This window comes from Bradyrhizobium sp. 604_D8_N2_3 (genome assembly GCF_051810765.1).
GTDB lineage: Bacteria > Pseudomonadota > Alphaproteobacteria > Rhizobiales > Xanthobacteraceae > Bradyrhizobium > Bradyrhizobium barranii.
This window is the reverse complement of the sequence record NZ_JBPWPM010000001.1, coordinates 1,962,501-1,986,350: the sequence shown is the minus strand read 5'-3', so window position 1 is coordinate 1,986,350 and position 23,850 is coordinate 1,962,501. Positions and strand designations below refer to the sequence as shown.

General features: G+C 60.6%; 15 protein-coding genes, 1 tRNA gene and 2 pseudogenes (1 of these 18 cut by a window edge). 9 read left to right on the top strand and 9 right to left on the bottom strand.

From position 1 onward, the window contains the following. Positions 1 to 106 precede the first annotated feature (106 nt). Positions 107 to 1,084, top strand: coding sequence for a Bug family tripartite tricarboxylate transporter substrate binding protein (locus AB7245_RS09275; protein ID WP_085402202.1), 978 nt, complete (start codon positions 107 to 109; stop codon positions 1,082 to 1,084). A gap of 346 nt (positions 1,085 to 1,430) precedes the next feature. Continuing rightward, positions 1,431 to 1,506: transfer RNA gene (locus AB7245_RS09270), tRNA-Ile, on the top strand. A gap of 220 nt (positions 1,507 to 1,726) precedes the next feature. Here AB7245_RS09270 and AB7245_RS09265 read toward each other — a convergent pair. Further along, a pseudogene (locus AB7245_RS09265) lies at positions 1,727 to 2,125 on the bottom strand (ester cyclase). 70 nt (positions 2,126 to 2,195) lie between these two features. Continuing rightward, complete coding sequence (locus AB7245_RS09260) at positions 2,196 to 2,426, bottom strand: hypothetical protein (RefSeq protein ID WP_085402182.1); 231 nt, start codon at positions 2,424 to 2,426, stop codon at positions 2,196 to 2,198. Positions 2,427 to 3,123: 697 nt separating this feature from the next. Between AB7245_RS09260 and AB7245_RS09255 the strand changes: the two genes are divergently transcribed. Next, positions 3,124 to 6,507 carry an adenylate/guanylate cyclase domain-containing protein gene (locus AB7245_RS09255; protein WP_354079037.1) on the top strand — a complete coding sequence of 1,128 codons (3,384 nt, stop codon included), beginning with the start codon at positions 3,124 to 3,126 and terminating at the stop codon, positions 6,505 to 6,507. Here AB7245_RS09255 and AB7245_RS09250 read toward each other — a convergent pair. The 7 genes from AB7245_RS09250 to AB7245_RS09220 all read right to left on the bottom strand — a co-directional run bounded on the left by AB7245_RS09250 (position 6,497) and on the right by AB7245_RS09220 (position 17,455). Next, a complete protein-coding gene (locus tag AB7245_RS09250; RefSeq protein ID WP_085402184.1) occupies positions 6,497 to 6,751 on the bottom strand; it encodes a hypothetical protein in 255 nt (84 codons plus the stop codon). The two genes, AB7245_RS09255 and AB7245_RS09250, sit on opposite strands and share 11 nt — an antisense overlap. Before the next feature lie 9 nt (positions 6,752 to 6,760). Further along, positions 6,761 to 7,459: a VOC family protein gene (locus AB7245_RS09245; RefSeq protein WP_085402185.1), complete on the bottom strand. Its 699-nt coding sequence runs from the start codon at positions 7,457 to 7,459 to the stop codon at positions 6,761 to 6,763. A 188-nt stretch (positions 7,460 to 7,647) separates the two neighbouring features. Then, complete coding sequence (locus tag AB7245_RS09240; protein ID WP_201266197.1) at positions 7,648 to 10,593, bottom strand: FAD-dependent oxidoreductase; 2,946 nt, start codon at positions 10,591 to 10,593, stop codon at positions 7,648 to 7,650. Positions 10,594 to 10,951: 358 nt separating this feature from the next. Next, a complete protein-coding gene (locus AB7245_RS09235; RefSeq protein WP_085402187.1) occupies positions 10,952 to 11,533 on the bottom strand; it encodes a hypothetical protein in 582 nt (193 codons plus the stop codon). 121 nt (positions 11,534 to 11,654) lie between these two features. Continuing rightward, on the bottom strand, positions 11,655 to 12,563 hold the full coding sequence (locus AB7245_RS09230; protein ID WP_071917688.1) for an encapsulin: 909 nt from the start codon (positions 12,561 to 12,563) through the stop codon (positions 11,655 to 11,657). Positions 12,564 to 12,689: 126 nt separating this feature from the next. Continuing rightward, positions 12,690 to 13,307, bottom strand: coding sequence for a DUF3237 domain-containing protein (locus AB7245_RS09225; protein WP_161495857.1), 618 nt, complete (start codon positions 13,305 to 13,307; stop codon positions 12,690 to 12,692). A 929-nt stretch (positions 13,308 to 14,236) separates the two neighbouring features. Next, on the bottom strand, positions 14,237 to 17,455 hold the full coding sequence (locus AB7245_RS09220) for a DUF3237 family protein (protein ID WP_161495858.1): 3,219 nt from the start codon (positions 17,453 to 17,455) through the stop codon (positions 14,237 to 14,239). 163 nt (positions 17,456 to 17,618) lie between these two features. On the opposite strand from AB7245_RS09220, the gene AB7245_RS09215 reads away from it, so the two are divergent. The 6 genes and pseudogenes from AB7245_RS09215 to AB7245_RS09190 all read left to right on the top strand — a co-directional run. Then, entirely contained in the window at positions 17,619 to 17,786 is a 168-nt protein-coding gene (locus AB7245_RS09215; RefSeq protein ID WP_161495859.1) for a hypothetical protein, read from the top strand. 507 nt (positions 17,787 to 18,293) lie between these two features. Then, positions 18,294 to 18,669 (top strand): annotated as a pseudogene (locus AB7245_RS09210) (DUF1194 domain-containing protein); the annotation flags it as partial. Between the two features lie 297 nt (positions 18,670 to 18,966). Next, positions 18,967 to 19,521 carry a thioredoxin family protein gene (locus AB7245_RS09205; RefSeq protein ID WP_085402190.1) on the top strand — a complete coding sequence of 185 codons (555 nt, stop codon included), beginning with the start codon at positions 18,967 to 18,969 and terminating at the stop codon, positions 19,519 to 19,521. A 663-nt stretch (positions 19,522 to 20,184) separates the two neighbouring features. Next, the gene (locus AB7245_RS09200) at positions 20,185 to 21,354 is read left to right on the top strand and encodes a saccharopine dehydrogenase family protein (RefSeq protein ID WP_135215533.1); all 1,170 of its coding nucleotides are present in this window, start codon (positions 20,185 to 20,187) and stop codon (positions 21,352 to 21,354) included. 185 nt (positions 21,355 to 21,539) lie between these two features. Next, the gene (locus AB7245_RS09195) at positions 21,540 to 22,823 is read left to right on the top strand and encodes a S41 family peptidase (RefSeq protein WP_085402192.1); all 1,284 of its coding nucleotides are present in this window, start codon (positions 21,540 to 21,542) and stop codon (positions 22,821 to 22,823) included. Between the two features lie 356 nt (positions 22,824 to 23,179). Next, a protein-coding gene (locus tag AB7245_RS09190; protein WP_135217323.1) for an ISL3 family transposase crosses the window boundary here: on the top strand, positions 23,180 to 23,850 show its 5' portion. 886 nt of this gene lie beyond the right edge of the window; the window shows 671 of its 1,557 coding nt (coding positions 1–671); the start codon lies at positions 23,180 to 23,182; its stop codon lies beyond the right edge, outside the window.

Below are 23,850 nucleotides of genomic sequence, written 5' to 3'. Positions count from 1 at the left end.
ATGAGTCCCGACCGCCCCGCGTCAACATCGACTTGCGGCGATGTAGGCAGCGGGCGGTTTTTGTGAAAGCATGCAGCCCAACGACAATAGAACAATGGGAGACGTCATGTTGCGAATTTTGCGTAACACTGTTTTTGGGCTGCTGTTCCTTTCAACTCTTCTCAACGCCTCCCCTCCCGCCTCCGCCGCCGGCTACCCCGACCGCCCCGTGCACTGGATGATCGGCTTCGCCGCCGGTGGCCCGGTCGACATCGTGGCGCGGATCATGGCGCAGGCGCTCTCGGATCGCCTCGGCCAGCAATTCATCGTCGAGAACCGCGCCGGCTCCGGCGGCAACATCGCGGCCGCCGCCGCGATCAACGCAGCGCCCGACGGCTATACGCTCTTGTTTGTCGCACCCAACAACGCGATCTCGACCTCGCTCTACAAGAAGCTGCCTTACGACTTCCTGCGCGACACCGTGCCGGTCGCGAGCATCATGCAGCTCACCAACATGCTGGTCGTCTCCAATGCGATGCCGGTGAAGACGGTTCAGGAGTTCATCGACTACTGCAAGGCCAATCCCGGCAAGATCTCCTTTGCCTCGTCCGGCAACGGCACCTCGGTGCACATGTCGGCGGAGCTCTTCAAGGTGATGACCAAGTGCGACATGGTGCACGTGCCCTATCGCGGCTCGGCCATCGCCTTCCCCGACATCATCTCCAACAAGGTGCAGCTGATCTTCGACAACCTTCCCTCCGCGCTCGAGCAGTCGCGCGGTGGCACTGTCCGCGCCATCGGCGTCACCTCGCCGCAGCGCTGGCCAACCGTGCCCGACGTGCCGGCGATCGCCGAGACCGTGCCGGGCTTCGAATCGGTCGGCTTCTACGGCATCTCCGCGCCGAAGGGCACGCCGCCCGAGGTGATCGAGATCCTCAACAAGGCCGTCGGCGAAGCCCTGAAGGACCCGAAGGTCATCGCGCGGCTGACCGAGAATGGCGGCATCCCGAAGCCAATGACGCCCGCCGAGTTCGGCAAGCTGGTCGCGGATGAGACCGAGAAGTGGAAGAAGGTGGTGGAGTTCGCCGGGGTTTCGGTGGACTAGGCAGACCTCGCGGCCGGCTTCGTCCGCCCGCTGGCAAGACGTTCGGGGGACCCAAGGGTCTCCCTCAACACAATAACTGCGAAAACAACCCCATGCACCGTAGAACAGGCCAGCGATTACAAGGGGTTACGCACGATGAAAAATGGCTCCTCGCGAGGGCCATTTGACTCGTCGGGCAAAACAGGCGTATGAGTGCATCATCGCCAGTTTCGGTTATTCAAAAATTACACGCGGTACTGCTTCGGCGTTCCCTTACGCCAGAGCCAGCATTGCACCCCCGCCTCCATCCCTGTAAACGAACCGCGCACCGTTGCCGGCCGCGCGTTTCCGCGGCCGTCTCGCGGCGGGGCCTGTAGCTCAATGGTTAGAGCCGGCCGCTCATAACGGTCTGGTTGCAGGTTCGAGTCCTGCCGGGCCCACCAAGCAAATCAACCACTGTCGCGCCAAATTGGGTCCGATTCGATTCCAACGATTCACGAGTCGAATTCCAAAGAATTGTGGTGCGATCTCGCGGGATTCCATTGAATCGCGAGTTGATTTGGCTGATTTCCAAGGAATCGCGGATCGATTAGTTCGGAGGGGCGCCTGAAAGGAGGCCATTGGTTACGGGATTTTTTTTCAACTCAAATGGGCCCATTCGACCTATTTGCGTGGCGGCAGCGCTCCAACCTGATGAAGAAGCGCAAACCGGTCCGGCACCCCCCAGCGCTCAACGAGCTTGCCGTCGGCAAAGCGGCAGATGTCCATGACATCAATGGCGACTGGCTTGCCCGAGCGTGGATCGACGCCCGTTGCCTTGCTGCGTGCCTACACAGTATCGCCAGCCTCCACGACCGCTTCGACCGCAAGTGTCAGATCCCTGATGCTACGCCTCGCATCCTCGATTTGCGCCTTCAGGATTTGCGGACCGGGAATATCGGTGGGCGACAGATACTCGCGCTCGACGAGGTTCTCGGCGCAGATTTCGTCCGCGTCCGTGAGGTCGCCTTGGGAAAAGCCGCGCTCTATGATGGCATTGAAGCGCGCCAGATTCGTCAACATGACAACCGCTCTCCCGCAGCTCGATTGACGACAGACCTAGCGCGAGGACCCAGAAGTGCGCTTGTAAATTTCAGTCATCCGCCGGAAAAAAGATGTTGTCCCACTCGCCGACGAAGCCGCCAGGCGGCAGACCGGCAAAGGCGTGGCGTTCGCGGATGAAATCGGCCTGGTCGAAATAACCGAGTTCGTGGATGATATCCTTCCACGAACGGCTCGGGGTATTGCGACGAGACGCCAGCGCCCGGTCGAACCCGGATGGTGCGTGCGAACAGCTTTGGTGCCATTCCGACTTGCGTCGCAAACCGGCGCTGGAATTGACTGGCTAAGGCCGGATTTTGCAACACAGTCCTTGATCCGCGCGCGGCCGCCGGCGGCGACCATCATCCGGGACGAGAGGCCGATCGCGCAGTCCTGCGTGCCGCTTTCGAGCATCGACCCGACCCAGCGCTCGACAATGTCGACGCGCTGAGCAAAATCACTTGCCATCCGCACCGCATCGCCAAGCGCCTCGGCGGATTTGCCTAGTCTAGCGGGCAACATGTTTGCTACTGCGGCGGGTGTGGGCGGACGCAGCTGCGCTCTTGGATCGATGCGGTTGGATCGATGCGGTGTTCATCTGCATCGACTGCGTGAAGCAAGGTCGTCGACTTCCAGAGAACGGTCCGGTGCCCCGAGCGGCAAATCAATTTTGCCGGGGGGCCCGGGCAGGCGATCTTCGCCAGCGCATCGATCAGCAATTCGCTGGTCCGAGGTCCGCGCGGGCACGGATTCGGCAAACTGTCGGAATAGCGCCCGGGCCTGCTCCATGTCGAGCGTCGGTACGTCATGCATTGATTTGTTGGTCCTCTATACCAATCGCTAGCGCACAGGGCGGGCATTCAGGGCTCGATTGGTATCGCGATTCCGCGCCCGTGAGGACGTGCTTTCGCGGTCTTTCTTGTGTAATCTCTTTCTGTAGTCGTCGGGCCAACACTTAGATAGGCGACGCACGGATCACGGTGACCGCGGTGCAACAAATTGCGGACTGGCTCAAAAAGCTCGGCATGTCCGAGTATGCGCAGAGGTTCGCCGAGAACGACATTGATATGGCCGTTCTCCCCGACTTGACCGACCAACATCTCAAAGACCTTGGCGTTTCGCTCGGCCACCGGTTGAAAATGCTGCATGCGATCCGCGATCTCAGCAACGTCTCGGCTGCCGTAACGGCACCTTCTGCACTCGTGGATATCGAGCCAACTCGGCGAGACGACGCCGAGCGTCGCCAACTGACGGTGATGTTCACCGACCTCGTTGGCTCGACCGCGCTCTCGACCACGCTCGACCCAGAGGATCTGCGTTCGGTAATCGGCGCTTATCATAAGTGCGTCGCGGAGACGGTCGCCCGGTTCGACGGCTTCGTGGCCAGGTACATGGGCGATGGGGTGCTCATCTATTTCGGCTATCCCCACGCTCATGAGGATGATGCCGAGCGTGCCGTCCGCGCAGGACTGGCGATCATCGAGGCGATCGGCAATCTGGGTATCCAGGAGCCGCTCCGGGTGCGTATCGGGGTCGCGACAGGCTTGGTCGTGGTTGGCGATCTCGTTGGTGCCGGCGAGGCCCAGGAACGCGGGGTGGTGGGCGAGACGCCGAACCTGGCGTCTCGTCTGCAGGGGATCGCTGAGCCGAGCACGGTTGTCATCGCCGAAGGCACCCGAAGGCTGCTCGGAAACCTCTTCGAGCTACAAGACCTCCGGCCGCAGGACCTCAAGGGCATCGCCGCGCCAACGCGGGCCTGGGTGGCGTTGCGGGCGAGCTCCGTGGAGAGCCGCTTCGAGGCGCTACACGCGACTGGCCTGACTGCCCTCGTCGGGCGGGAGGAAGAACTCGAATTGCTTCTACAGCGTTGGGCCAGGGCAAAGACAGGTGAAGGCCAGGCGGTCCTGATCGCCGGTGAGGCTGGGATCGGCAAGTCGCGTCTCACTGCCGCGCTTCTGGAACGACTCACCGGAGAGCCGCATACGCGTTTGCGCTATGTCTGCTCGCCGCAGCACACCGACAGCGCGCTATATCCGATCATCGGGCAGATGGAACGTGCCGCCGGGCTGGCGCACGACGATACACTGCACGCGAGGCTCGACAAGCTTGATACCCTGCTCGCTCAGACCTCGACCTCGATCGGGGACGCTTCGCTCTTTGCCGAGATGCTGTCGCTTCCGAATGATGGACGCTATCCCGCCCTCAAATTGACCCCGCAGCAGCACAGGCAGCGAACATTCGAAGCGCTCATCTCACAATTAGAAGCGCTTACACGGCAAAGCCCAGTCTTGATAATCTTTGAGGATGCGCATTGGACCGATCCTACGAGCCTAGAAGCTTTCGGCCGGATCGTGGCCAGGATTGAGACCCTTCGCGCGCTAATGATTGTGATATTCCGCCCGGAATTCGATCCGCCCTGGATCGGGCGGCAGCACGTGACCGCCATGACGATCAATCGGCTGACGAAACACCAAGTCGGCGCCATGATCGACGGCGTAGTCGGCAGCAAGCTGCTGCCGGCGGGCATCAGGCAGGACATCATCGAACGTACCGATGGCGTCCCCCTGTTCGTGGAGGAGATGACGAAGGCAGTGCTGGAGGCGGAGGGCCACGGCGCAGTCGAACGCACGATTGCCGTCATTCCGTCCCCGGCCTGGGCAGTCCCCGCAAGTTTGCACGCCTCATTGATGTCGCGGCTCGACCGGCTCGGCCCCGCCAAAGAAGTGGCACAGATTGGCGCGGCGATCGGCCGGGAGTTTTCGCATGCTCTCCTGGCGGCGGTGGTGCGCGTGCCAGCGGCGGAACTGGGATCAGTGCTGAACCGTCTCATAAAGGCTGGTTTGCTTTTCAGGTTAGGCTCGCCGCCGAATGCAACTTACCTATTCAAGCATGCTTTGGTGCGGGACGCGTCCTATAGCACGTTGCTGCGCCAGCCCCGCCGCGCGCTCCATGCACGCATTGCCGAAGCAATTGAAAGCCAATTCGCCGAAACAGCCGAGAGCCAGCCGGAACGGCTAGCACATCACTGCACTGAGGCCGGGCTGATCGAGAGGGCGGCGGCCTTATGGGGCAAGGCGGGACAGCGGTCGCTAGCGCGTTCAGCGCTAGTAGAGGCGACGGTTCAGCTAATCCGCGCTCTTTCACAGATTGCGACGCTGCCGGGCACACCAGCGCTGCGTGGCGACCAGATCAAACTGGAGGTCGCGCTTGTGAATGCCTTGATGAACACCAAGGGCCACGCGGCCCCTGAGACTATCGCATCTCTCGATCGAGCCCGCGCCTTCATCGAGCAAGCGGAGTCACTCGGAGAGCCCCCTGAAGACCCGTTGCTCCTGTTTTCAGTCCTCTATGGGTTCTGGGTCACGAACTATATAAAGTTCAAAAGCGACGCTCTCCTCGACCTTGCGACAGAGTGCTTGGCGCTTGCCGAGAAGCAGGGAACAATGGTTCCGCTCATGCTTGGGCATCGTATTATGGCTACGTCTCTGACGTGTACGGGCGTCCTTGCAGAAAGTCTGGCACATTACGATCAGGCGATCGCGATCTACGAACCCGCCGAGCATCGTACGCTGGCGGCTCGATTTGGCCAGGACATTAGGGTCGCAGCCCTATCCTATCGGTCCTGGGCTCTATGGCTTCTTGGCTTCCCGGAGGCTGCAGGCAGAGACGCTGAACAGGCGCTCAAGGAAGCGCGCGAGATCGGCCAAGCAGCCACTTTGATGTATGCCCTGTTCCATACATCCTTTACGCATATCTGCTGCGGAAACTATGCGGCAGCAAGCGCCGAAGCTAATGAACTTGTCCCCCTGGCAGACGAGAGAGGTTCATTGTTTTGGGGGTCGCTCGGAATGGTGGTCCAAGGTTGCGTCTTGGCCCTCACTGGGAAGGCCTCAGACGCGGTCCATGTGATCGACTCGGGTATCATCGCACGTCGGTCAACGGCGGCAACAGCGCTAGTGCCATTCTGCTTGTCGTATCTGGCGGGCGCTCATGCTGAACTCGACCACTTCGATGATGCACGGGACTGCATTCGCGAAGCGATGACCCAGGTAGAAACAACCAAGGAAAGTTGGTTTGAGGCCGAGATCAAGCGCATGGCAGGCGAAATCGAGCTATCGTCGCCCAACCCAAACGCAACGAAAGCGGAAGAATATTTCGAACATGCGCTGGCGGTCGCTCGTCAGCAGCAGGCAAAGTCCTGGGAACTGCGTGCGGCTGTGAGCATGGCGCGGCTGTGGTACGATCAGGGCAAACGACAGCAGGCCCACGATATTCTCGCCCCGGTCTATGGTTGGTTCACCGAGGGTTTCGACACGCTGGACTTGAAGGAGGCCAAATCGCTGCTGGAGCAGCTCAAGGCATGAGCGAGAGCAGCGAAACGTCGCGCAATTGATCGCTCGAACAGGCGCGCGCATCGATGCCGCCATGACCGCAACCATCGATTTCAAAGGATCGCCGCGCGATGTCGGCGGATCGAGCTTGGCCGCCAAGCCTCGCAAACCGGCCGCGCTCGTTCGGCGTGATGCCGGTGCAGCGGATCGCGATCAAGGCCAATGCGCCGCCGTCAAAGGCGAGTATGCCGCCACATACCGTGCGTCGCGCCGCCACGAAAATACATCACCGGAATCGCATAGTTCGGAGCAAGTGCGAACCGATTGCTGCCTTTGCGACAGGCCCTATCAGGTGACGAACGGGCCTGGCCTTGCCGTCCCAAGTGGCCGCTGCTTGCGTAACTTTTGCGAACATCTCGCGGATACGGGGCTGGAGCTCGATCAGTTCTACGATCTCGCAACCCCCCGCGATGGAATTGCGCACTGCATTTGCTTTTTCAGGCGCCACCTCTCCAAGACGAATTCGTTCCATCAGAGGACCGGCGCGAGCAGGCAGGGAAAAATAGGTGAAGCGGGCGCCCGAAAAAGACATCATCTGCTGGATCGTCGCGCCACACGCCTTGGTCTGCGCGACGGACCGCTGGTAATCGTGCGGCTCGACGCAAAAACCGCAGTGCTGAAGACCGCTCCTTCCGGCCGCAAGAAAGGCGCGCCAGCTTGACGGCTCATTGTCGAGCGGCTGAATAAGCTCCAGCTGCACCCCGCCGACCTGGCAGAATCCGAACATGATCAGCGGGCGTGAGGGCCTCTCCAGATACTTGTTATCAGTGACCACCACCGGACCAATCGTGAGCCAGGGCCCGATACCCTGGTCTATCCAGCCCTTGATGGCTTGCTCAAGATCGGGCACCACATAGCCGAGCTGATCAGCGCTTTTCTCAAGCAACGGGATGTCCGCATCGATTGGCTTGCTGAGGCGCTCCATACGATTCTCCGGTGCTGCCGAACGTTGTCGCGCAGACGTTCCGCGACAACCTACTATAACCCTGGAAAATTGCAGTAGGACGGCTGTGCCGCGGTCGCGCGCAGATGCAGCTTTCCTGGCGGGACTCAATCAAGGGATCTAAGAGCAATCGGGTTACGATGCCCCCATTCATTCCAACCTGAACCCGATTACGCGTCGCGCTGGGTCAGGAAGTTTATGCAAGTGCGCAGCCATTCGAGGTCTGGACCTGCAGGCACACCGGCGAACGCCGAGTTGTGGAATTCGCGCGCTGCAGCCTCTGCAAATTCGGCTGCCGCTCGCTGCGCCCATGGGATGCTCCCGCCGTCCGCGATGATCTGATGTAGCCTCAGCACTTCGCGCGGCAAACGTCGCTCGCGGGGCCGCGCCAGAAAGGTGCTAATCCACGCACGGTCAGTGGGATTCGCCCGACCCAGGGCGTGCGCGAGCAGAAGCGTCCGTTTGCCTTCCCAGAGATCTCCGTCGATCTCCTTGCCGTAACGCCCAATGTCGCCAACCAGGTTAAGAACATCGTCGGTGATCTGGAAAGCCAGTCCAAGCAGATAGCCAAACCGATCAAATCGACCGAGATTCTGGTCCTCGCCGTTGGCAACGAGTGCACCAATCCGCATGGGGTGAATGAAGCTGTACCAGGCCGTTTTCTTGAGCACGAGCCGCAGATAATCGTCTGTCGTAACTGTGAGATCATTGTCTCGTACCCATCCTAGTTCGTTGGCCTGCCCCTCCAAGGTCTCGACGACCATGTGATCGACTTCGTCGAAGATGCGCAGCGCCGTCACCGGGCCGAGCCGCTCGCCGGTCTTGCGGAAAAGGCGCATAGCGAGTGCGTTCATGGAATCGCCGGTGTTCACGGCAATTGGAATCCCGGCGCGGCGATGCATTGTCGCAACGCCACGCCGCCAGTCGCTACCGTCTTCAATATCGTCGTGCACGAGAAATGCATTGTGCAGCATTTCCAGGCCGGCGGCGGCAGGAAACGCATCCTCCGCGCGGCCGCCCAGCGCTCTCGCGGTCGCGATGCAGAGGGCAGGACGAAGGCCCTTGCCTGACCGGCCCATGAAATCCGTCACGAGCCCATACAGGTGGCGCTGCGGTTCCCACGTCGGTACACCTTCTGTGAGCATATCGGCCAGCATGTCGCGATACCACACCAGGCGGTCCAGAAAGCCGGCCGGGCCTACGATCTCGCCGGCCAATGGCACAGTATCCGCGACCTTGATCAACGCATCCTGCAGGGTGGGCACATCAACCAAGCGGCGCGCCATCGTCGCCGGGTCGACCGCATCAAGCGCGCCGACATCATCCGCGGCGGCACTGTGCGAGTCGAGCGTGTCGGCGACGGCATGGGTGAACGGCGATACCTGCTCGAGCAGGGAGCTCGCCTGCTCCAGCAGCGGCGACGCACCGCGTAAGGCGTGGGCAGCTACCTGCGCGAGTGAAGCGTCCCACGGCAGGCCGGCCTGGTATCGCGCAGCATCGCGCAGCCGCCATGGCAGGAGGATTTCAGGTTCGTGCAGCGGCCACAGCTCACAGCGGCTTCCGTCGAATTTCACGGCGTCAAGCAGGCCATTCACTGCGCGCCGAGCTGCCTCATTGGCTGCCTCCATCGTCGCGAGGTCGGTATGCGTGCGAACGTAGTCCGACGCCAGAAAAAGGTTTGGAATGGCGGTGGTCGCCTCGGGACGCAAGGCCCAGGTTTCGACTTGGTTCACCAGAAGCGGCTCGGAATTCCGTAGCCAGCCCGGGCGTGCGGGATCGTTCTCAATGTTTGCGCTGAGGAACCACGAATGCAAATCCTCATCGCGCAGCACCTCATCACCGGCATCATTGAGCGAGCGCTTGAGTTGATTCCATGTCTCGCGCACCACCTCTTCACGCGAGCACCGCATGGCTGGGCGTCCGTCCGATCCCGGCGCCGTCCAATCAGAAAGATCGACCGAGAGGATGCCGTGCACATCGCTGTCTCGGAACAGCTCAGACGGCACATCACGCCAGAACTGAAGCTGCGAGATGCTCGTGAGCGCCCATTCGGTGTCGATGTGAATCACGTGCCCGTGCGCCGACGGCACCGCGCGGTGCAGATAGAACTGCACGCCGTTCATCCACTCCAGGTTCGGAGCCAGCGCGCGCAGGTTGGCGAGCGTCGGGTCGGCTGCCGCCAGGCGGTCGCTCACCAGGGGGGCGATGTCCTCGAGCGGGAGCGCCGCCACGTAGTGGTCGCCATGCACCATGATGCGCTGGCCGTGCTGGCGAGCGACGACGCCGGTGATCCGTCCGCTCTCGTAAAGGATCTCCTCGACCCGTGCGTTCTTGACGTACCGCACCCCTCTCGATTCGAGATACGCAAGCCACGGGTCGATCCAGACGAGATTCGTCGGCCCATCGAGCACGCGATCAGTCGATCCCGCGATCGGATTCAGGATCGTGAGCACCAGCTGCACAAAGATGTCGCCGATAGTGCGCGCACTGGCCTTGCGCGCTTTGGACGCCACCAGCGAGCGCGTTATGCCGGTGGCGAGGAACTTCTGGTATGACTCCGACCGCTGCTCGGCGCCGACGAACTCCCACCAGCTCGTGCGTTCGTATTCTGCGAGCCGGCGCTGGGGGCACGACGTGAGTATCTGCCAGACGCGCGCACCGAAGAATGCCAGATCGTCGGGTGTGAGGCCGGTGGAGTGTTCGAACAACAGCAGGATGTCCCGCAACGTGGTGCCGGCATCGCGGGGCGAGAGCGGAAAGCCCGCCGGTACGACGAACGGGGGCTCGTCGTATTGCGTGAACTCCAGTCGCGTGGTCGGCACCAGGTGATCCGCCACCTTGCTCCCGTCAAACGACGGTATGCGGCGCATGGTCTCGATTACGTGCTTGTAGAAACCTGGGAAGAATCGAAACCCATGCTCGCCGGGCACCCGATGCTGGATCGAACTCCCAGCGCCATCGGCGACCTGATGTCCGCTGGTGTCCTCGCCCTCGTGGAAGACGGGAATGCTGCGGGCCTTGCCTCCCGCAATATCGCCGCTCTCGAGCACCACGACATCAAAGCCGCGCTCGACCAACTCGTGCGCGGCACTCATGCCGGCGACACCGCCGCCCAAGACGATAACCTTAGTAGGCATGCTTCACCGAGCCATGACCACTTAGTCCGACTTTTAGCCAGCTTTGGAGGCGTCACCGAGCGCGCGGGACGCGATACATCGGATCATTTTCGACGATCTCACGAGCACTTTCAAGCATGAGCTTCATTGCCCAAAGTTGCCAAACGTACGCCAGCGGCCATCTGTATTTGACCAAGTAGAAAAGCTCGAAGCGATCCGTATTAGGAATTGGGCGTAGCTGTGCGATCAGATCTGAACTACGGCGTTCAACTATCACATAAGCGCCGCTTCGCTGCGATTTTCGTGCCTAAATCTCGTTACGGCATCACGCGGGAAACCGCCGATGCACATTTTTTGATTACGCCGTCGGTGAGTTTGCTGATTTGGCCTTAACGCTTTCTTCGTAGGAGTTGCTCTTCTGGCTGACGGAATTTTCTTCTTCTTGCTGACGGAATTTTTTTTGCGAAGCGGCATCGCGCAGTACGAGATAGAGTCCCTGCGCGTTTGCTTTCACATCATATGCGAGGGTAATGATTTTCCCCCAGCGTTCGTTAATTAAGTCAATGACAACCAATAGACCTTCACCGAGGTCGGTCGGCGCCTGCACAGTTATTTTTTGGTTTTTCAGTGTCACGTCCTTTAGCGTGATCTCATCGACCACATTGATCTTCACTCTTTTGGTTTGCACAATTATCTGCAGGGCGTCTTTCTCCGTCATCGCACGGACAGATCTCAAAACTTCAGTGCCTATTTCGATTGGCGCTACCACGCCTTTTTTTTCTTTTACGTCCAGCTCTGCCATACGCGCCTTAATGGTAGCCAGTTCTTTGCCTGCCTCAGGCGCACCTTCCACCTTGGCCCATAGCGCATCCAGCTTCATTTGCTGGGCCGCTACCAGCTCGCGCAAGTCCGCCAGGTTCTTTTCCGTAGCTTTATCCATTGAGATCTCTCCAATTGGTTTCGAGATTCCCGTCTTTGTTCACTGAGACAATGACCCATGGACCGCCACCTTAGCCCCGAGACATTTGTCCGCACACGCCGCGATCGCCGGATGTCAATCGCTACGGTCCCCTCAGCGGTATGATCGCTTCGGATTCCTTGATGCGGAGCGCCATCTTCTCGCACACACGGAAGACGAAATTTGGATCGGCTGTGACTTGCAGGAACTGGACACATACGTCTGTGGCGATGACTAGCTCGACTGGCTCGCCGCCAAGTGCCACTACCACGCCGGACCCAACGCCGACAGCGACGTCAAGCGTGGATGAGCGGAGCAGCGGACCGCCGCCCAGAAACGGGAGGATGCGATCTTGCGGCAATACAAGAAGCGCCGTTGGAGTCTGAGCGACAAGAAACAGATTCTGGTCAAGCACCACCGCGAACGGTCCGAAATGGCCCTGCTCTTCCAGGCGGCCAATGGCGCCGGCTATCGCGCCCACCAGGTCCAGGCGCGGCGGCAGCCATGGAATACTAACAACCTGCTGCGCCGGTAGGTTTCTCCAAAGTCCAGGGCTTACCTGCCCGCCGGTGATTTCCCAGACCCTATTTGGGAACGCAGGGCCGACATCTATAGGGGGGGCAACCCTATTCTGTCCCGGGAATGCTGCGTTGTATGCTACGTCTTGCCCTAATCCCCTGAAGACGACGGCGTCCTCAAGGCGAGCCAGTACGTTGGCAGCGCGCCGAAATAAGGCCAGCACGCTGGTCATCTCCGGATCGGCCATCTGCGCACCGCGCACGGTCACCCTTACCTGTAACGTCGCCAACTGGATGACATCCCTGTCCTGAATAGCTATCGCATTCGGCGAGATAAGTTCCTTCCTCACGAAGTCGGTATCCCCGGGCAGCGGTCCAAGCAACGGAAGGAACGTCGCCGCAATCCGTGCGCGGCTAGCTTCCTCTTGAACGGCTTTGTTGACGCGAGCCCACTGCTCGTCGGTCCAAGGCACTTGCGGATTATCGGTTGTCATCTCAGAGGCCCCCCTAATTAGATACATCGGGAACGAGATGTCGTTTGTGCTTGCGCACGAACGCAAATATCTTGAGCTCAAAACACCGTCGGCGCGCACTCCACGAGTGCGGCTTCGAATGAGTCTTCAGTCTACATGTTTTGCTGCCCCCGCCGTTACGACGTATATGTCGTACGAGGCGCGAAGCGTCTTCATGTCCACTCTGCCAACGCCAATACACTGGGCGCGGTTGAGCCAAGCGAGTTCTTTGTCAGCGGTCGCGTAGGTTGGAGCAAGAACGAACGGCGGCAGTATACCGAAATCTCCGCGGATGGCACGTGCGTAGCCGTCCGCACCCAGGTCAAGGATGCCATCATACAAGCAGTCGATCCGCGCGCCAGACAGCGTCTGCAGACACTCCGTCACGTTGACTATTCCAACACCATCCTTGCGGATGCGCAGCCAGTTGACCCCGCCGGGCCGGACGATCCCCTCGAAGCGCGGCCCAACGAAGCGTCCTTCCGTGACGTGCAAGTTGATCCGCAGTCCATCCGGCACAACGCCTATTACCTCCGTACGGATGGCCACCGTGCCGGCCCAGAGGAACGTGGTATCCCAGTCCCAGCGGAGCTCGCCTGCAGGTAGAGCAGCGGTCTCGACCGGTGCCGCTCCGCAGCCCACCTGATACCGGGGACATTCGGCGGACTCCCGTAGGCGCGGAGAGATCGGCTGGCCGGCAAAGCCAAGCACCGGCAGAAACTCCACCGTTCCGCCGGATTGGCCCGGCAGGAGCGCCCGGAATAGCCGACCGTTCGCACCGTGGACGCGCGGCGCGGATTGCCCGATTGCCTGGCGGACCGGGCCTCCGTTCACCCGGTACTCCACCGTGACGGCGTGACCCGGCCGCACTGGAGAGACCGCTACCGTCACAGATGCCGGGGTTCCCGGAGAAATCACCGCGGGGGGCACGGGCGTATCCGCCTCGCCCCATCGCAACTCCGAGCCGTCCCAAGCGCGCTGCATCGAAGGCATGCATGCTGCCGTAGCTGGAGCTTCATCCGTTTGCAGCGTCAAAGAAGGCGCCGGAAGAAACCGGTCACACGCCGGAATAGGTAAGGGCTTTGCCGCAGCTTCCGCGAAAACGCACGGCCGTCTATTGACGAATCCGCGCGACGGGGAATTCATCGGACGCTCCGCGGCGTGAGATCGAGGCCCCGGCGCACCCGCCATGCTTCGTCTTCCTCGGCGAGGATTTCGAGTGCGCGCGCAATGAGATCGCCGGGATTGGTCACCATGGGGGGTGTCCAAGCCGCCGCCTGCCGCACCGAGGGGTCTCCCAAGCGCGCAGCGCTTTGGCGTGCTGATCGAAGCGCGTCAAAAGGTTGTCGAAGAAGGCCGCGCTTTTGGGCCGCCCCGGTCTGGACGCCAGCCGCATCGGCAAGTCCCGGTAAACGCGACAGCGGCGACGCCCCCGGAGGAGAGAGCCCCGAGTCTTCGACCGCGCTTTTCGATCCATAGCATTTGCCTTGCATTTGCTCGACCGACTTCGGATCCTGGTTCTGTCTAATAGACTACATTGTATTGCGTGTACAGGACAGGGGCTGCTGCCGGTAGTTGGGCGACTGGCGGATCTCAACACGCCGGCGCCAGCCCACTTAGGGCGACGAAAAACCGCTTGCCAGCGGCGCGATACCCTATCGCAAGGCGGATCTGTAGAACCCGATATCGTCTTGGATCACCGCGTCCAGTCCGACTGGTACGCGAGCAGGATTCGCCAGATCAAGCTTCCGAAACGCGATCTTGTCGCGCCAGACCTTTCGCAAAAAATCCTCAAATACGAGAATTGTCAGTCGTTCACCCGCACATCGTCGGTATCCAAAGCCGAACGGAGCAAAGCCGGCATAGTCACAAACCGGATAGCTTCGTTCGTCCGCAACGACAAATAACGTGCCGAAGCCGCTATTTGTAATACGGGCGTTTCGTCCGTCCTTGATCTTGAAACTGGTGATGTCAAAGGGACACCGTGCCAGGCCGATCTGCCGACATTTGTCATCGTTGATCTGCGCGCTGGTCGGGACGCGGAGATATCGTTGCGGATCGAACGTATTCGGATCCGTCCAGTGAACCGGATCCAGGCTGGTGCTGGCATGCGGTGTGGATACATAGCTGTCCCTTTCAAACGGCATGTCGAGCTTTTGCTGCGGAGCCTCCCCGCGGACGCTTGATCTCGCATCATGGATGGCGGAGACGCTGCCACCGTTCGGCGAAATCACGCGAAACAATTCCATTACGAATAGCTCAAGTGGCGAGAAAGACGCACCTCCGGCAGTGTCGAAATTTCCGCCCATTGTCTTCTGAAATGATGCTCGCACGGCCTGGTCGCCGCGGTCTTCCGACAGGAGCGACATGACCCGGAAAATCGCATTGCCCCATTGGCTTAGCGCGACGAAATCGTGGAGGCACTCAATGACCATGTCCTTCTTGCTGAAATGACCGCCGTCCTGGGCATTCTTCAGCCAATGCCAGGCCATGGTTCTCTCGGGATTTTTGATTTTGCCCGATTGGATATCGCTGATGCGTTTGCCGATCCACGATTTGAGAAAATCCTGAAGCTCACGAACCTTCATATAGTTTTGGTAGGTAACTGGCAGCAACGGATCCCGATAGGCAAAGACCGTATTGAACGCCTTTCCTATTTCACGAACCTCACGGGGAATATCGCTGCCAACAAGTCCAAGGTGAAGGTCCCAATAGAGGTCGAAATAGTGGTCGAGGTAGTGCTGCATGAATGGCCTGTCAGCAAATTTCTGATCTAAGAGCTTGTCAAAAAAAGCTGTAACTTTGGCGCGGTACATCGGCTTATAGAGATCGGGCGTCACCGCCGAAAAATAAATTCGCTTGCGAAGATTATTCTCACCCCGCTTCTCGAGACCTTGCAGGAAAACCATCACGCCCTCCTCAGGGGTCGGTTTCCAGTCACGATAGATGAGACCAAAACGATCACGAGGGAGTGCATTCTCCTTACTGAAATTAAGGTCAATCATTGGCAACAGGGGCCGCTCCCCTTCGTAAACGTTCGTCAGGAAGAACGGTATGACGACTTTCTCGACGTAGATCGGATCGAAATTGGCAGGAATCGCGGCGCGAAAACGTTCAACCGCGGTGATGATCTGCTCCGGTATCGGTGACTGTGCTGCAGCGCTGGACGCCTCTTGTGCTCGCTCCCCCACCCGCACCACGTACATGTCGAACTGCGCGCGAAGCGCGCTCATGTCCACCTTCCCCACACCGATGCACTGGACGCGGTTGAGCCATTCGAGCCTCGGATCCGCAGTCTCATATGTCGGTGTGACCACGGCGGAGATTTGCTGGTCATACTCACCGCGCAGCGCCCGAGCGTAGCCGTCGGGACCAAAATCGGCGACCCCGCCGTAGGCGCCGTACACGCGAACGCGGTCCCGCGTCTCGAAACACGCCCGGACGTTGACGATCGCAATTCCATCCGGGCGGATATGCATCCAGTCCGCCGCGCCGGGTAACACGACGGCATCGTGACCCGGCCCAACGAAGGTCCCTTCCGTGATGTGCCAATTGACCCGGAGGCCGTCGGACATTGGGCCGACCAATTCTTTGCGGAGCACCACCTTCAATGATCCGAGGAAGCTCGTATTCCAAGCCAAGCGGAATGGGGCAGAGGCGGCCTCTTCGGATGCCCCCCAACGAAGGCGCGAGCCGGCGTTTGCCATTCCCTCGCATGCAGCCGAACTGTCGCGGGCGCAACGCGGGGTCTGATCCGCCAGGCCGGTGATCACCCCCCTCACCTTGGGAAAAAAACCCAGCACTTTGGGCGTGAAGCCCCATGCGAGAAGGGTCCGACCTTCTTCCGAGCTCCGGTCGAAGTGCAAAGATCCTGGCATCACCGGCTGCAGCCGAGGGGCGACATCGCTTCGCCACTGCCAGCAAACGACCGGCCCCTGCCCGATGCGCGCGACCGCCGGGTAGACGCATTCGGCACCGCGCGGAAGCGCCTGCAGCGTGACGCCGGCTGTTTTGGCCGCCTGAGCTACCACTGACTCGTATGCCGTCGGATCCCCGGTAAGCGCCAGGTCTCCCTGGACGACGCCACGTCTGTGCTGGTCTTTGATCGACAAGTGAAGCCGGCGACCGATGCACGCCATATCGATGGTCCCGGGCCGCTTGTCGGTACCCATGCGCTCGCGGCCGACGTCGATCGCAACCTGGGTCGTATCGAGCAGTCGGAACATGTACATCCGCGCTTTGTTCTCATACACCGCTGTTGCGGGATCGAACGATCCATCAAGCATCACAAGCACGCTCGATGCGCCGTTGGAGGCCGCCTTCAGGGACGCCTGGCTTTCGGGAGCGTTGTCCGCCACGGCAGCAACCACTATGAACATGGCGGCATACGGCCGGATCGAGGTGTCGGTGAACTTATTCGACCAGAGCTGTGCGACAGCCGCGTGCCTGCCGTCCGCGTACTTCAAGGTTATCGGCCTGTAGCCACTGCCGGCCAATGCGGCATTCACGAGAGGTACATTGGAGCACTCGCCGTAGAGGTGCACCATTTGACCGTTATAATACTGAAGCTCATTCGGCACGACTGCGCCGCTGGCGGTCGTATAGGTCTTGCCCGTGATGATGTACTTGTCGAAGAGTGGTTCGTACCGCTCATTATCGACATCGGACGGTGGCGGCACGAACGCGTCCAAAGTCAACTTGCTCTTCGCTTCTCGGGACAGTTGCTGCTCGAAGGTGCGAAGGACTTCTTGAACGTCCTCTTTGCTATGAGGAATCTGCAAGAGTCGAATGACATCCGAATTTCCGAGCTCGCCGGCTGCGGCGAGCCGAGTGGCCTCGCGGATCATTCCGCTGCTACGAATCGCTGTGCCCACGCTGGTCTCCCTTGAATAGAATGAACCGCGCCAGGAGCCGCGCCGCTTTGTCCGTTCGAACCATTATTCCTGAGCGCGAATGTCGGAATTTATAATATCCTGCTGGTCCTTGCGAATGCCACACTTATCCACCTCCTGGAAGTGATCCGACTTGAGGTATGTGTTGGGCCTCAAGGAGGACTACAAACGGCAAAAACGCTACATGCCCGAAGAGATCGTCGCGAAGCCTGCGGTAGGTCGAATGTCCTGGTCTCGCAGGGCAAAACATGTCCAGGCGATCGGCCAGATCGGCGTGGGCCCTTTCGTCGGCGAGGAATTTCTGGAGGTGTAAACAGCACGCCGCCAGCGCCAACAGAAAGCCTAGCCCGCAAGTCCGCGCGGGCGGTGGCTTGCATTAGCGGCACATGAGGTCGCGGCCGCGCGCGAAGTATCGAACAACTGCCGATCGAGGGTCATTGCATCGGTCAGGGACCCCAATGGTGTGCTCGAAAAGTTGCTGTTGCCGCTCGATGCCCAGCGAAGAACGGTGGCCGGAAAGCCGCCATTTTGCGTTTGAGAAGTTCTTCGCGTGAAGGGTTCGGAAGTTGTGCCTGCCGTAAATCACATCCGGCCATATTGATGGTGCAGTCCGCCCAAGATCGGGCGGCAGACGACATTCCCGGCCCACTCAACGCCGCGAGGGACTGGGGCATCCTTGTTCAATGACAAATGAGTGCGCGTGCCGTTGGAGCTTGCTCGCTACGCAATCGTCAGGTGGATCGATCAGACGGGTCGCAGCGATGTGCTCGTTTTTGGCCCGGCTGGGAATGGGACGGTGCGAGGGACGGAAATCGGCGATCTGTTCGAAGAGAATCCGTATCGCGGGTTGCGGCGCGTCATCGACATTTCCGGCGATGGGTCGAACAACGACGGAGCCCCCCGTAACCGGCGCGCGCGACGCTGCCCTGGAGAAAGGCATCATCATCAACGGCCTCCCGATCATGATGAAGGAGCCATCCCTCTCGACGACCGATATCGAGAACCTCGATCTCTATTACGAGGACTGCGTGATCGGAGGGCCGGGCGCCTTCATCATGACGATCAAAGATCGCGAAAAATTCCAGGCAGCGATCCGGACCAAGCTTGTTCGCGAAGTTGCGGGCCTCACGCCAGAGAGCGGGATCGTCCCAGCCGCCGAGAAAGAGCCCCGGGTGCCCTGTCTGATCGGCGAAAAAAATCGCAGGAGCGCGGCCGGAGGTGAGTGTCGAGACGATCATTCAGAGCCGCCGGGCGAACAAACTTTAGACAGCAGTTTATCATGGTCGCAGCCCCACGCGTCGGGACATTGGAGCTGCTAACGTCCGTTCGTGGCCTACACCGACGAAATCCCGCGCTCGTCCCAATGACGGCTGTTAAGGGGCGACCGGAAATGGCTAACATATGGCCAAAACAACGCGACTGGCGAGTAGGCTTTGGAAACTGTGCCCCAGCAGGCCGTAGTCAGCATATATTTGGGCACAAGGAGGTGCGAAATGGCGACAGCAGCTACCCAAGTCGTTCTTGATACGCCGGCGCCCGTGTTCCAGCTTCCGGCCACCGACGGCAAGATTTACGCACTGGACGACGTTGCCGGCGAAAAAGGCACGGTCGTCGTCTTCATCTGCAACCATTGTCCCTATGTCAAAGCGGTGATCGACCGCATGGTTTCGGACGCCCGCGTGCTGATGTCGGGGAGCATAGGCTTTGCGGCGGTTTGCTCGAACGATGCGGCGAACTATCCCGAAGACTCATTTGAGAATATGAAGCGTTTCGCGAAGGCTCATGATTTCCCGTTTCCATATCTCCACGACGAGACCCAGACAGTCGCTCGGGCGTATGGGGCGGTCTGTACGCCGGACTTCTTCGGTTACAATGCCGACCGCAAGCTCAAGTATCGCGGCCGGCTCGACGATGGGCGTGCAACTCCGCCTCGCGCGGGGGCGCCCCGAGAGCTTGTCGAGGCCATGCGCGCGATTGCGACCACCGGTCTTGCGCCGGCTGACCAAAAGGCGTCTATTGGCTGCTCGATCAAATGGAAGGACGAATGAAGCCGATCCCTGTCAACAGGTTTCGTATCTGAGACCGCCGCGTACGGCAGCATTTGCTGCACATGTGCGATTTGACTAGCGGCATCACGAGGACCCTGCGGCTGCTGCCGGAGTCGCGTTCGCCCCTTCTCCTTCAGGTCTGCTTCCGGGGCAACACGAGGCTTCGGCTCCTGCAATCCGACCCGTCAGTGCTGCGTCGCTTTTGCGACACCGATCGACTCCTGTCGAGCGCTTGGACCAGATTTGCTCACCCTGAGTTCTTCCGGTGTTGGCCCGTTTGGGGCACGCCAACCGGCCCGGAAACTGTCCGCTTGTCGAGGGGAAGACGGGAAGTGGCTCGCCCGCGGTCAAAATGGCGTGTTGACTCCAACCGGTCGTTGCGCACCCCAAGACAGGAACTGTGGTATCCTCCGTCAAATGCGATGGGACGGTTCAACGAAAGCGGCTGCCCCCTCTAGTGGCACTTGCTGCGCGTCCTCGTGTCCTCGCCGGGCTCCGGGACAGCACAAAATGGCCTGGCATCCCCACCTCTTAGGCGCCTGCTCGGCCCGCGCCGACGAGGTGATCGAATGAGCGCGCTAGGCAAGCTGGTGCGATCCTGCCGGCGGAAGACCGGTCCGAGTAAGGGGTAACGCCCTCCCGGGTTCGAGGAGGACCAGCGTCGTGAAGCGGGACTTCGACCTCATCGTCTATGGCGCGACGGGTTACACCGGCCGTCTCGTCGCCGAATATCTGACGACGTCCTATCGCGGCGACGATGCTCCGTCCTGGGCGATCGCGGGACGCTCGACCGACAAGCTCCAGAAAGTGCGTGCCGACATCGGCGCACCAGACGATTTGACTTTGGTGAAGGCGGATGCCGCCGAGCCGGCCAGCCTGCGTTCGATGTGCGAGCGTGCGGCCGTGATTATCACGACGGTCGGGCCTTATCAGCTTTACGGCCCCGAGCTTGTGGCGGCCTGCGCGGCCACCGGCACTGGCTATGTCGATCTGTGCGGCGAACCGGCGTGGATGCGGCGCATGATCGACGCCCATCACGAAGAGGCGAAACGGACCGGCGCGCGCATCGTCTTCTCCTGCGGCTTCGATTCCATCCCGTTCGATCTCGGCGTGCTCACGTTGCAGGAGAAGGCGCGCGAGAAATTCGGACGCCCGGCGCGGCGGGTTAAAGCCCGCCTGCGCAAGGTGAAAGGCGGCATGTCGGGCGGCACCGCAGCGAGCGCCCAGGCGACGTTGGCGGCCGCGGCGCGCGACCCGGCCCTGATCCGGCTGCTGACCGATCCCTTCGCGCTGACACCCGGGTTCACCGGGCCGTCTCAGCCGTCCGGCCTTATCCCCGAATACGACCCGAGCATGAACGTGTGGCTCGTGCCGTTTCCCATGGCGCCGGTCAACACCAAGAACGTACACCGCACGAATTTCCTGTTGGGTCATCCCTACGGCACGGACTTCGTTTACGACGAGATGATGGTCGCGCCCGGATTTGGGGAAATCGGTCGCGTGACGACGGAGACCTTCGCCACCATATTTTCCCTGCTCGGGACCGGCGGTCTCAAACCCGGTGCAGGCCCGACTCGGGAAGAGCGCGCGAAGGGCTTCTACGACATCCTCCTCCTGGGCGAGCTGCCGGATGGCCGACGGGTCGAGGCGGTCGTCACGGGCGACCGCGATCCGGGCTACGGCTCGACCAGCAAGATGATCGCCGAGAGCGCTCTCTGCCTCGTGCGCGACGTGCAGGGCGAGGGCGGCACCTGGACGCCGGGCGCGCTGATGGGTCCGGCGTTGCGCAAGCGTCTAAGGGAGCGCGCCGGCCTCACCTTCAACGCGCGTTGAGGTAACGCTCGGAACTGCAGCGGCGTGCTGGACTACGTGGATCGTAACCAACGAAAAGCGCGGATTGGCGTGCGCGGCCTCAAATCCGGTTCAATGGCCGCTTTCGGCCCGTTTGAGACATTCCCCCTGGCTCTGAGAATGTCCGATTATCGAGACAGCGACGAGCTCCATCGCAAGGTTGCACGATGAAGAAGGTAATCAACTCAGGACTGTCGCGCCGCCACTTTTTGCGGCTCACGTCAGTGGCCGCGGCGTCAGCTCTGACTCCAACGGTGTTGTGGGCCGAGCAGCAACAAGCAGCGGATTCGGCCACATCCCAGGCCGTGCCCGCACGCATCGCCACGTTCGAGGAGGTATGGCGGACCGTGCGAGATCGTTTTTACGATCCGCACCTAGACGGGCTCGATTGGTCTGCCGTCCGGGAACGTTACTTGCCGGACGCCACGCGGGCGAGTTCCGAAGAGGCGCTGGCCGGCGTCATTAATAGCATGCTCTCTGAGCTGCATGCTTCGCACACCCGCTACTACACACCGTACGAACCAGAGTACTACCAGCTTTCTGATATCTTTGCTGGTGCGTTAAGGCGGCGCGGACTGGAACGTGTTTTTCCGAATGGCCGTATCTCCTATCCCGGCATTGGCATCCTCTCGCGTCTCGACACGCAGGGTCGCAACATGATCACCGGTGTTATAGAAGGCACGCCAGCCCAACAAGCCGGCCTGCTCGCTGGCGATGCGATCGTCTTCGCCGATGGTGCACCGTTTGAGCCGGTACAGTCATTCCGTGGCAAGGTCGGCAAGGAAGTTGTGCTGGGGCTGCGTCGTGCCGGCGCGTTTATGCAAATATCGGTTACTCCGGTCGAAATTGAGCCCAACAAGATGTTCTTGGACGGCTTGAAGGCCAGCGCCCGTATAATACCGGCCAACGGCCGAAGCATCGGCTATGTTCATGTCTGGTGCTACGCCGGCTCCGTGTATCAGCGGACGCTCGAGCATCTTCTATCGCAGAGTCCCCTGAACGGCGCCGACGCACTGATCTGGGACTTGCGCGATGGCTGGGGCGGCGCGATCCCCGGATATCTTGATTTGTTCAACACGCGAGCGCCGACGATACAGGTCACTGATCGCAATGGCGCCAGCGAACTCGAGAACGTGAAGTGGCGCAAGCCTGTCGCCATGCTTGTCAACGGTGGCACCCGCAGCGGCAAGGAAATCCTTGCCTATGGCTTCAAGAAATATCGGCTTGGCGAGGTCATCGGTAGCCGGACCGAGGGAGCTGTCCTCGCTGCGACGGCATTTCTCATTGATGGCGGCTTGCTGTTGCTTGCGGTCGGGGACGTGCAGGTCGACGGCGAGCGGCTGGAAGGCGTTGGCGTCGCACCCACGATCGAGGTCCAAGCCGAGCCGGGCTCCACGGGTCTAGATGATCCTCAACTCAATCGTGCAATCGCAGTCCTATCCGTGGCCTGATCCTCGGGAGGCAGCTAAGAGATCCATTCCTGACTAGGTCCGGTTTGCGCGCCAAAAGCTGCCCTCCCTGCCAAGTCGCAGTTTGACCCAGAACGGTCGTTAGGCACGCAGTTCATTCGATCACCTTCTGCGGGCGCAGACCACCGTCAAGGCCGAGCATCACCGTCTTGTCGAGGAACCTTGCCGCCGGATCTGTGTTGTCGATCGCAACGCGCGACGCCAATGGCCAGGACTGTCATTCGGCCTGCAATATTGACCCCCTAAGCCGGGGGATCGGCGTCCAAAATTGGCTCTGACTCACTTTTGATGCAGTTCGAGGGATGTCTGGCGCTTTGATTTGGGGGAGAATCAGCGCCATGCAGCAGGCACTCCAGCGCTCCAGTCTGGTGCCGAGTGGATTTGTTGTAGAGAGTGCGTACTACGAAGGTGATAAGGCTGTTATTGCGGTCCGGGCGTCGGGAAGCATTGGTCTGTGCCCATCTTGCGGAACGGTTTCCCGACGCGTCCATAGCCGATACCGGCGTCGTGTGACTGATCTTCCCCTTTCGGGGCGGATCGTACAGCTTCTGGTGATTGCTCGTCGCTTCCGTTGCGGCGCCGTCCTATGCGGGCGCCAAATCTTCACCGAGCGCTTCGCCGAAGGGGTGCTGGCACCGTCGGCGCGACGCACGGCAAGGCTGGACTCTATCGTCCATCACCTCGGTCTGGCACTTGGCGGTCGACCGGCAGCAGGCTTCGCAAAACGGCTAATGCTGCCGGTGAGCAAGGATACGCTCCTTCGCGTGGTCCGACGCCGTAGCCGTCCGCCAGCTGATCCGCTCAGGGTTATCGGCATTGATGATTGGGCCTGGCGGCGCAACCACAGATACGCCAGCATCATCTGCAACCTGGAGCGGCGCCGAGTAGTCACCCTGCTCCCGGATCGGGAGCCCGCAACTGCCCAAGCCTGGCTCGCTGCTCATCCCACGATCGCGATCGTTGCCCGTGACCGTGGTGGGGGATATGGCGAAGCGACAGCAAGAGCCTT

Bases quoted from the DNA above. Each gene is read 5' to 3' on its own strand.
- AB7245_RS09205 (WP_085402190.1), top strand. From the start codon at position 18,967: ATGGCGACAGCAGCTACCCAAGTCGTTCTTGATACGCCGGCGCCCGTG.
- AB7245_RS09245 (WP_085402185.1), bottom strand. From the start codon at position 7,459: ATGGAGCGCCTCAGCAAGCCAATCGATGCGGACATCCCGTTGCTTGAG.
- AB7245_RS09230 (WP_071917688.1), bottom strand. From the start codon at position 12,563: ATGACAACCGATAATCCGCAAGTGCCTTGGACCGACGAGCAGTGGGCT.
- AB7245_RS09275 (WP_085402202.1), top strand. From the start codon at position 107: ATGTTGCGAATTTTGCGTAACACTGTTTTTGGGCTGCTGTTCCTTTCA.
- AB7245_RS09195 (WP_085402192.1), top strand. From the start codon at position 21,540: ATGAAGAAGGTAATCAACTCAGGACTGTCGCGCCGCCACTTTTTGCGG.
- AB7245_RS09235 (WP_085402187.1), bottom strand. From the start codon at position 11,533: ATGGATAAAGCTACGGAAAAGAACCTGGCGGACTTGCGCGAGCTGGTA.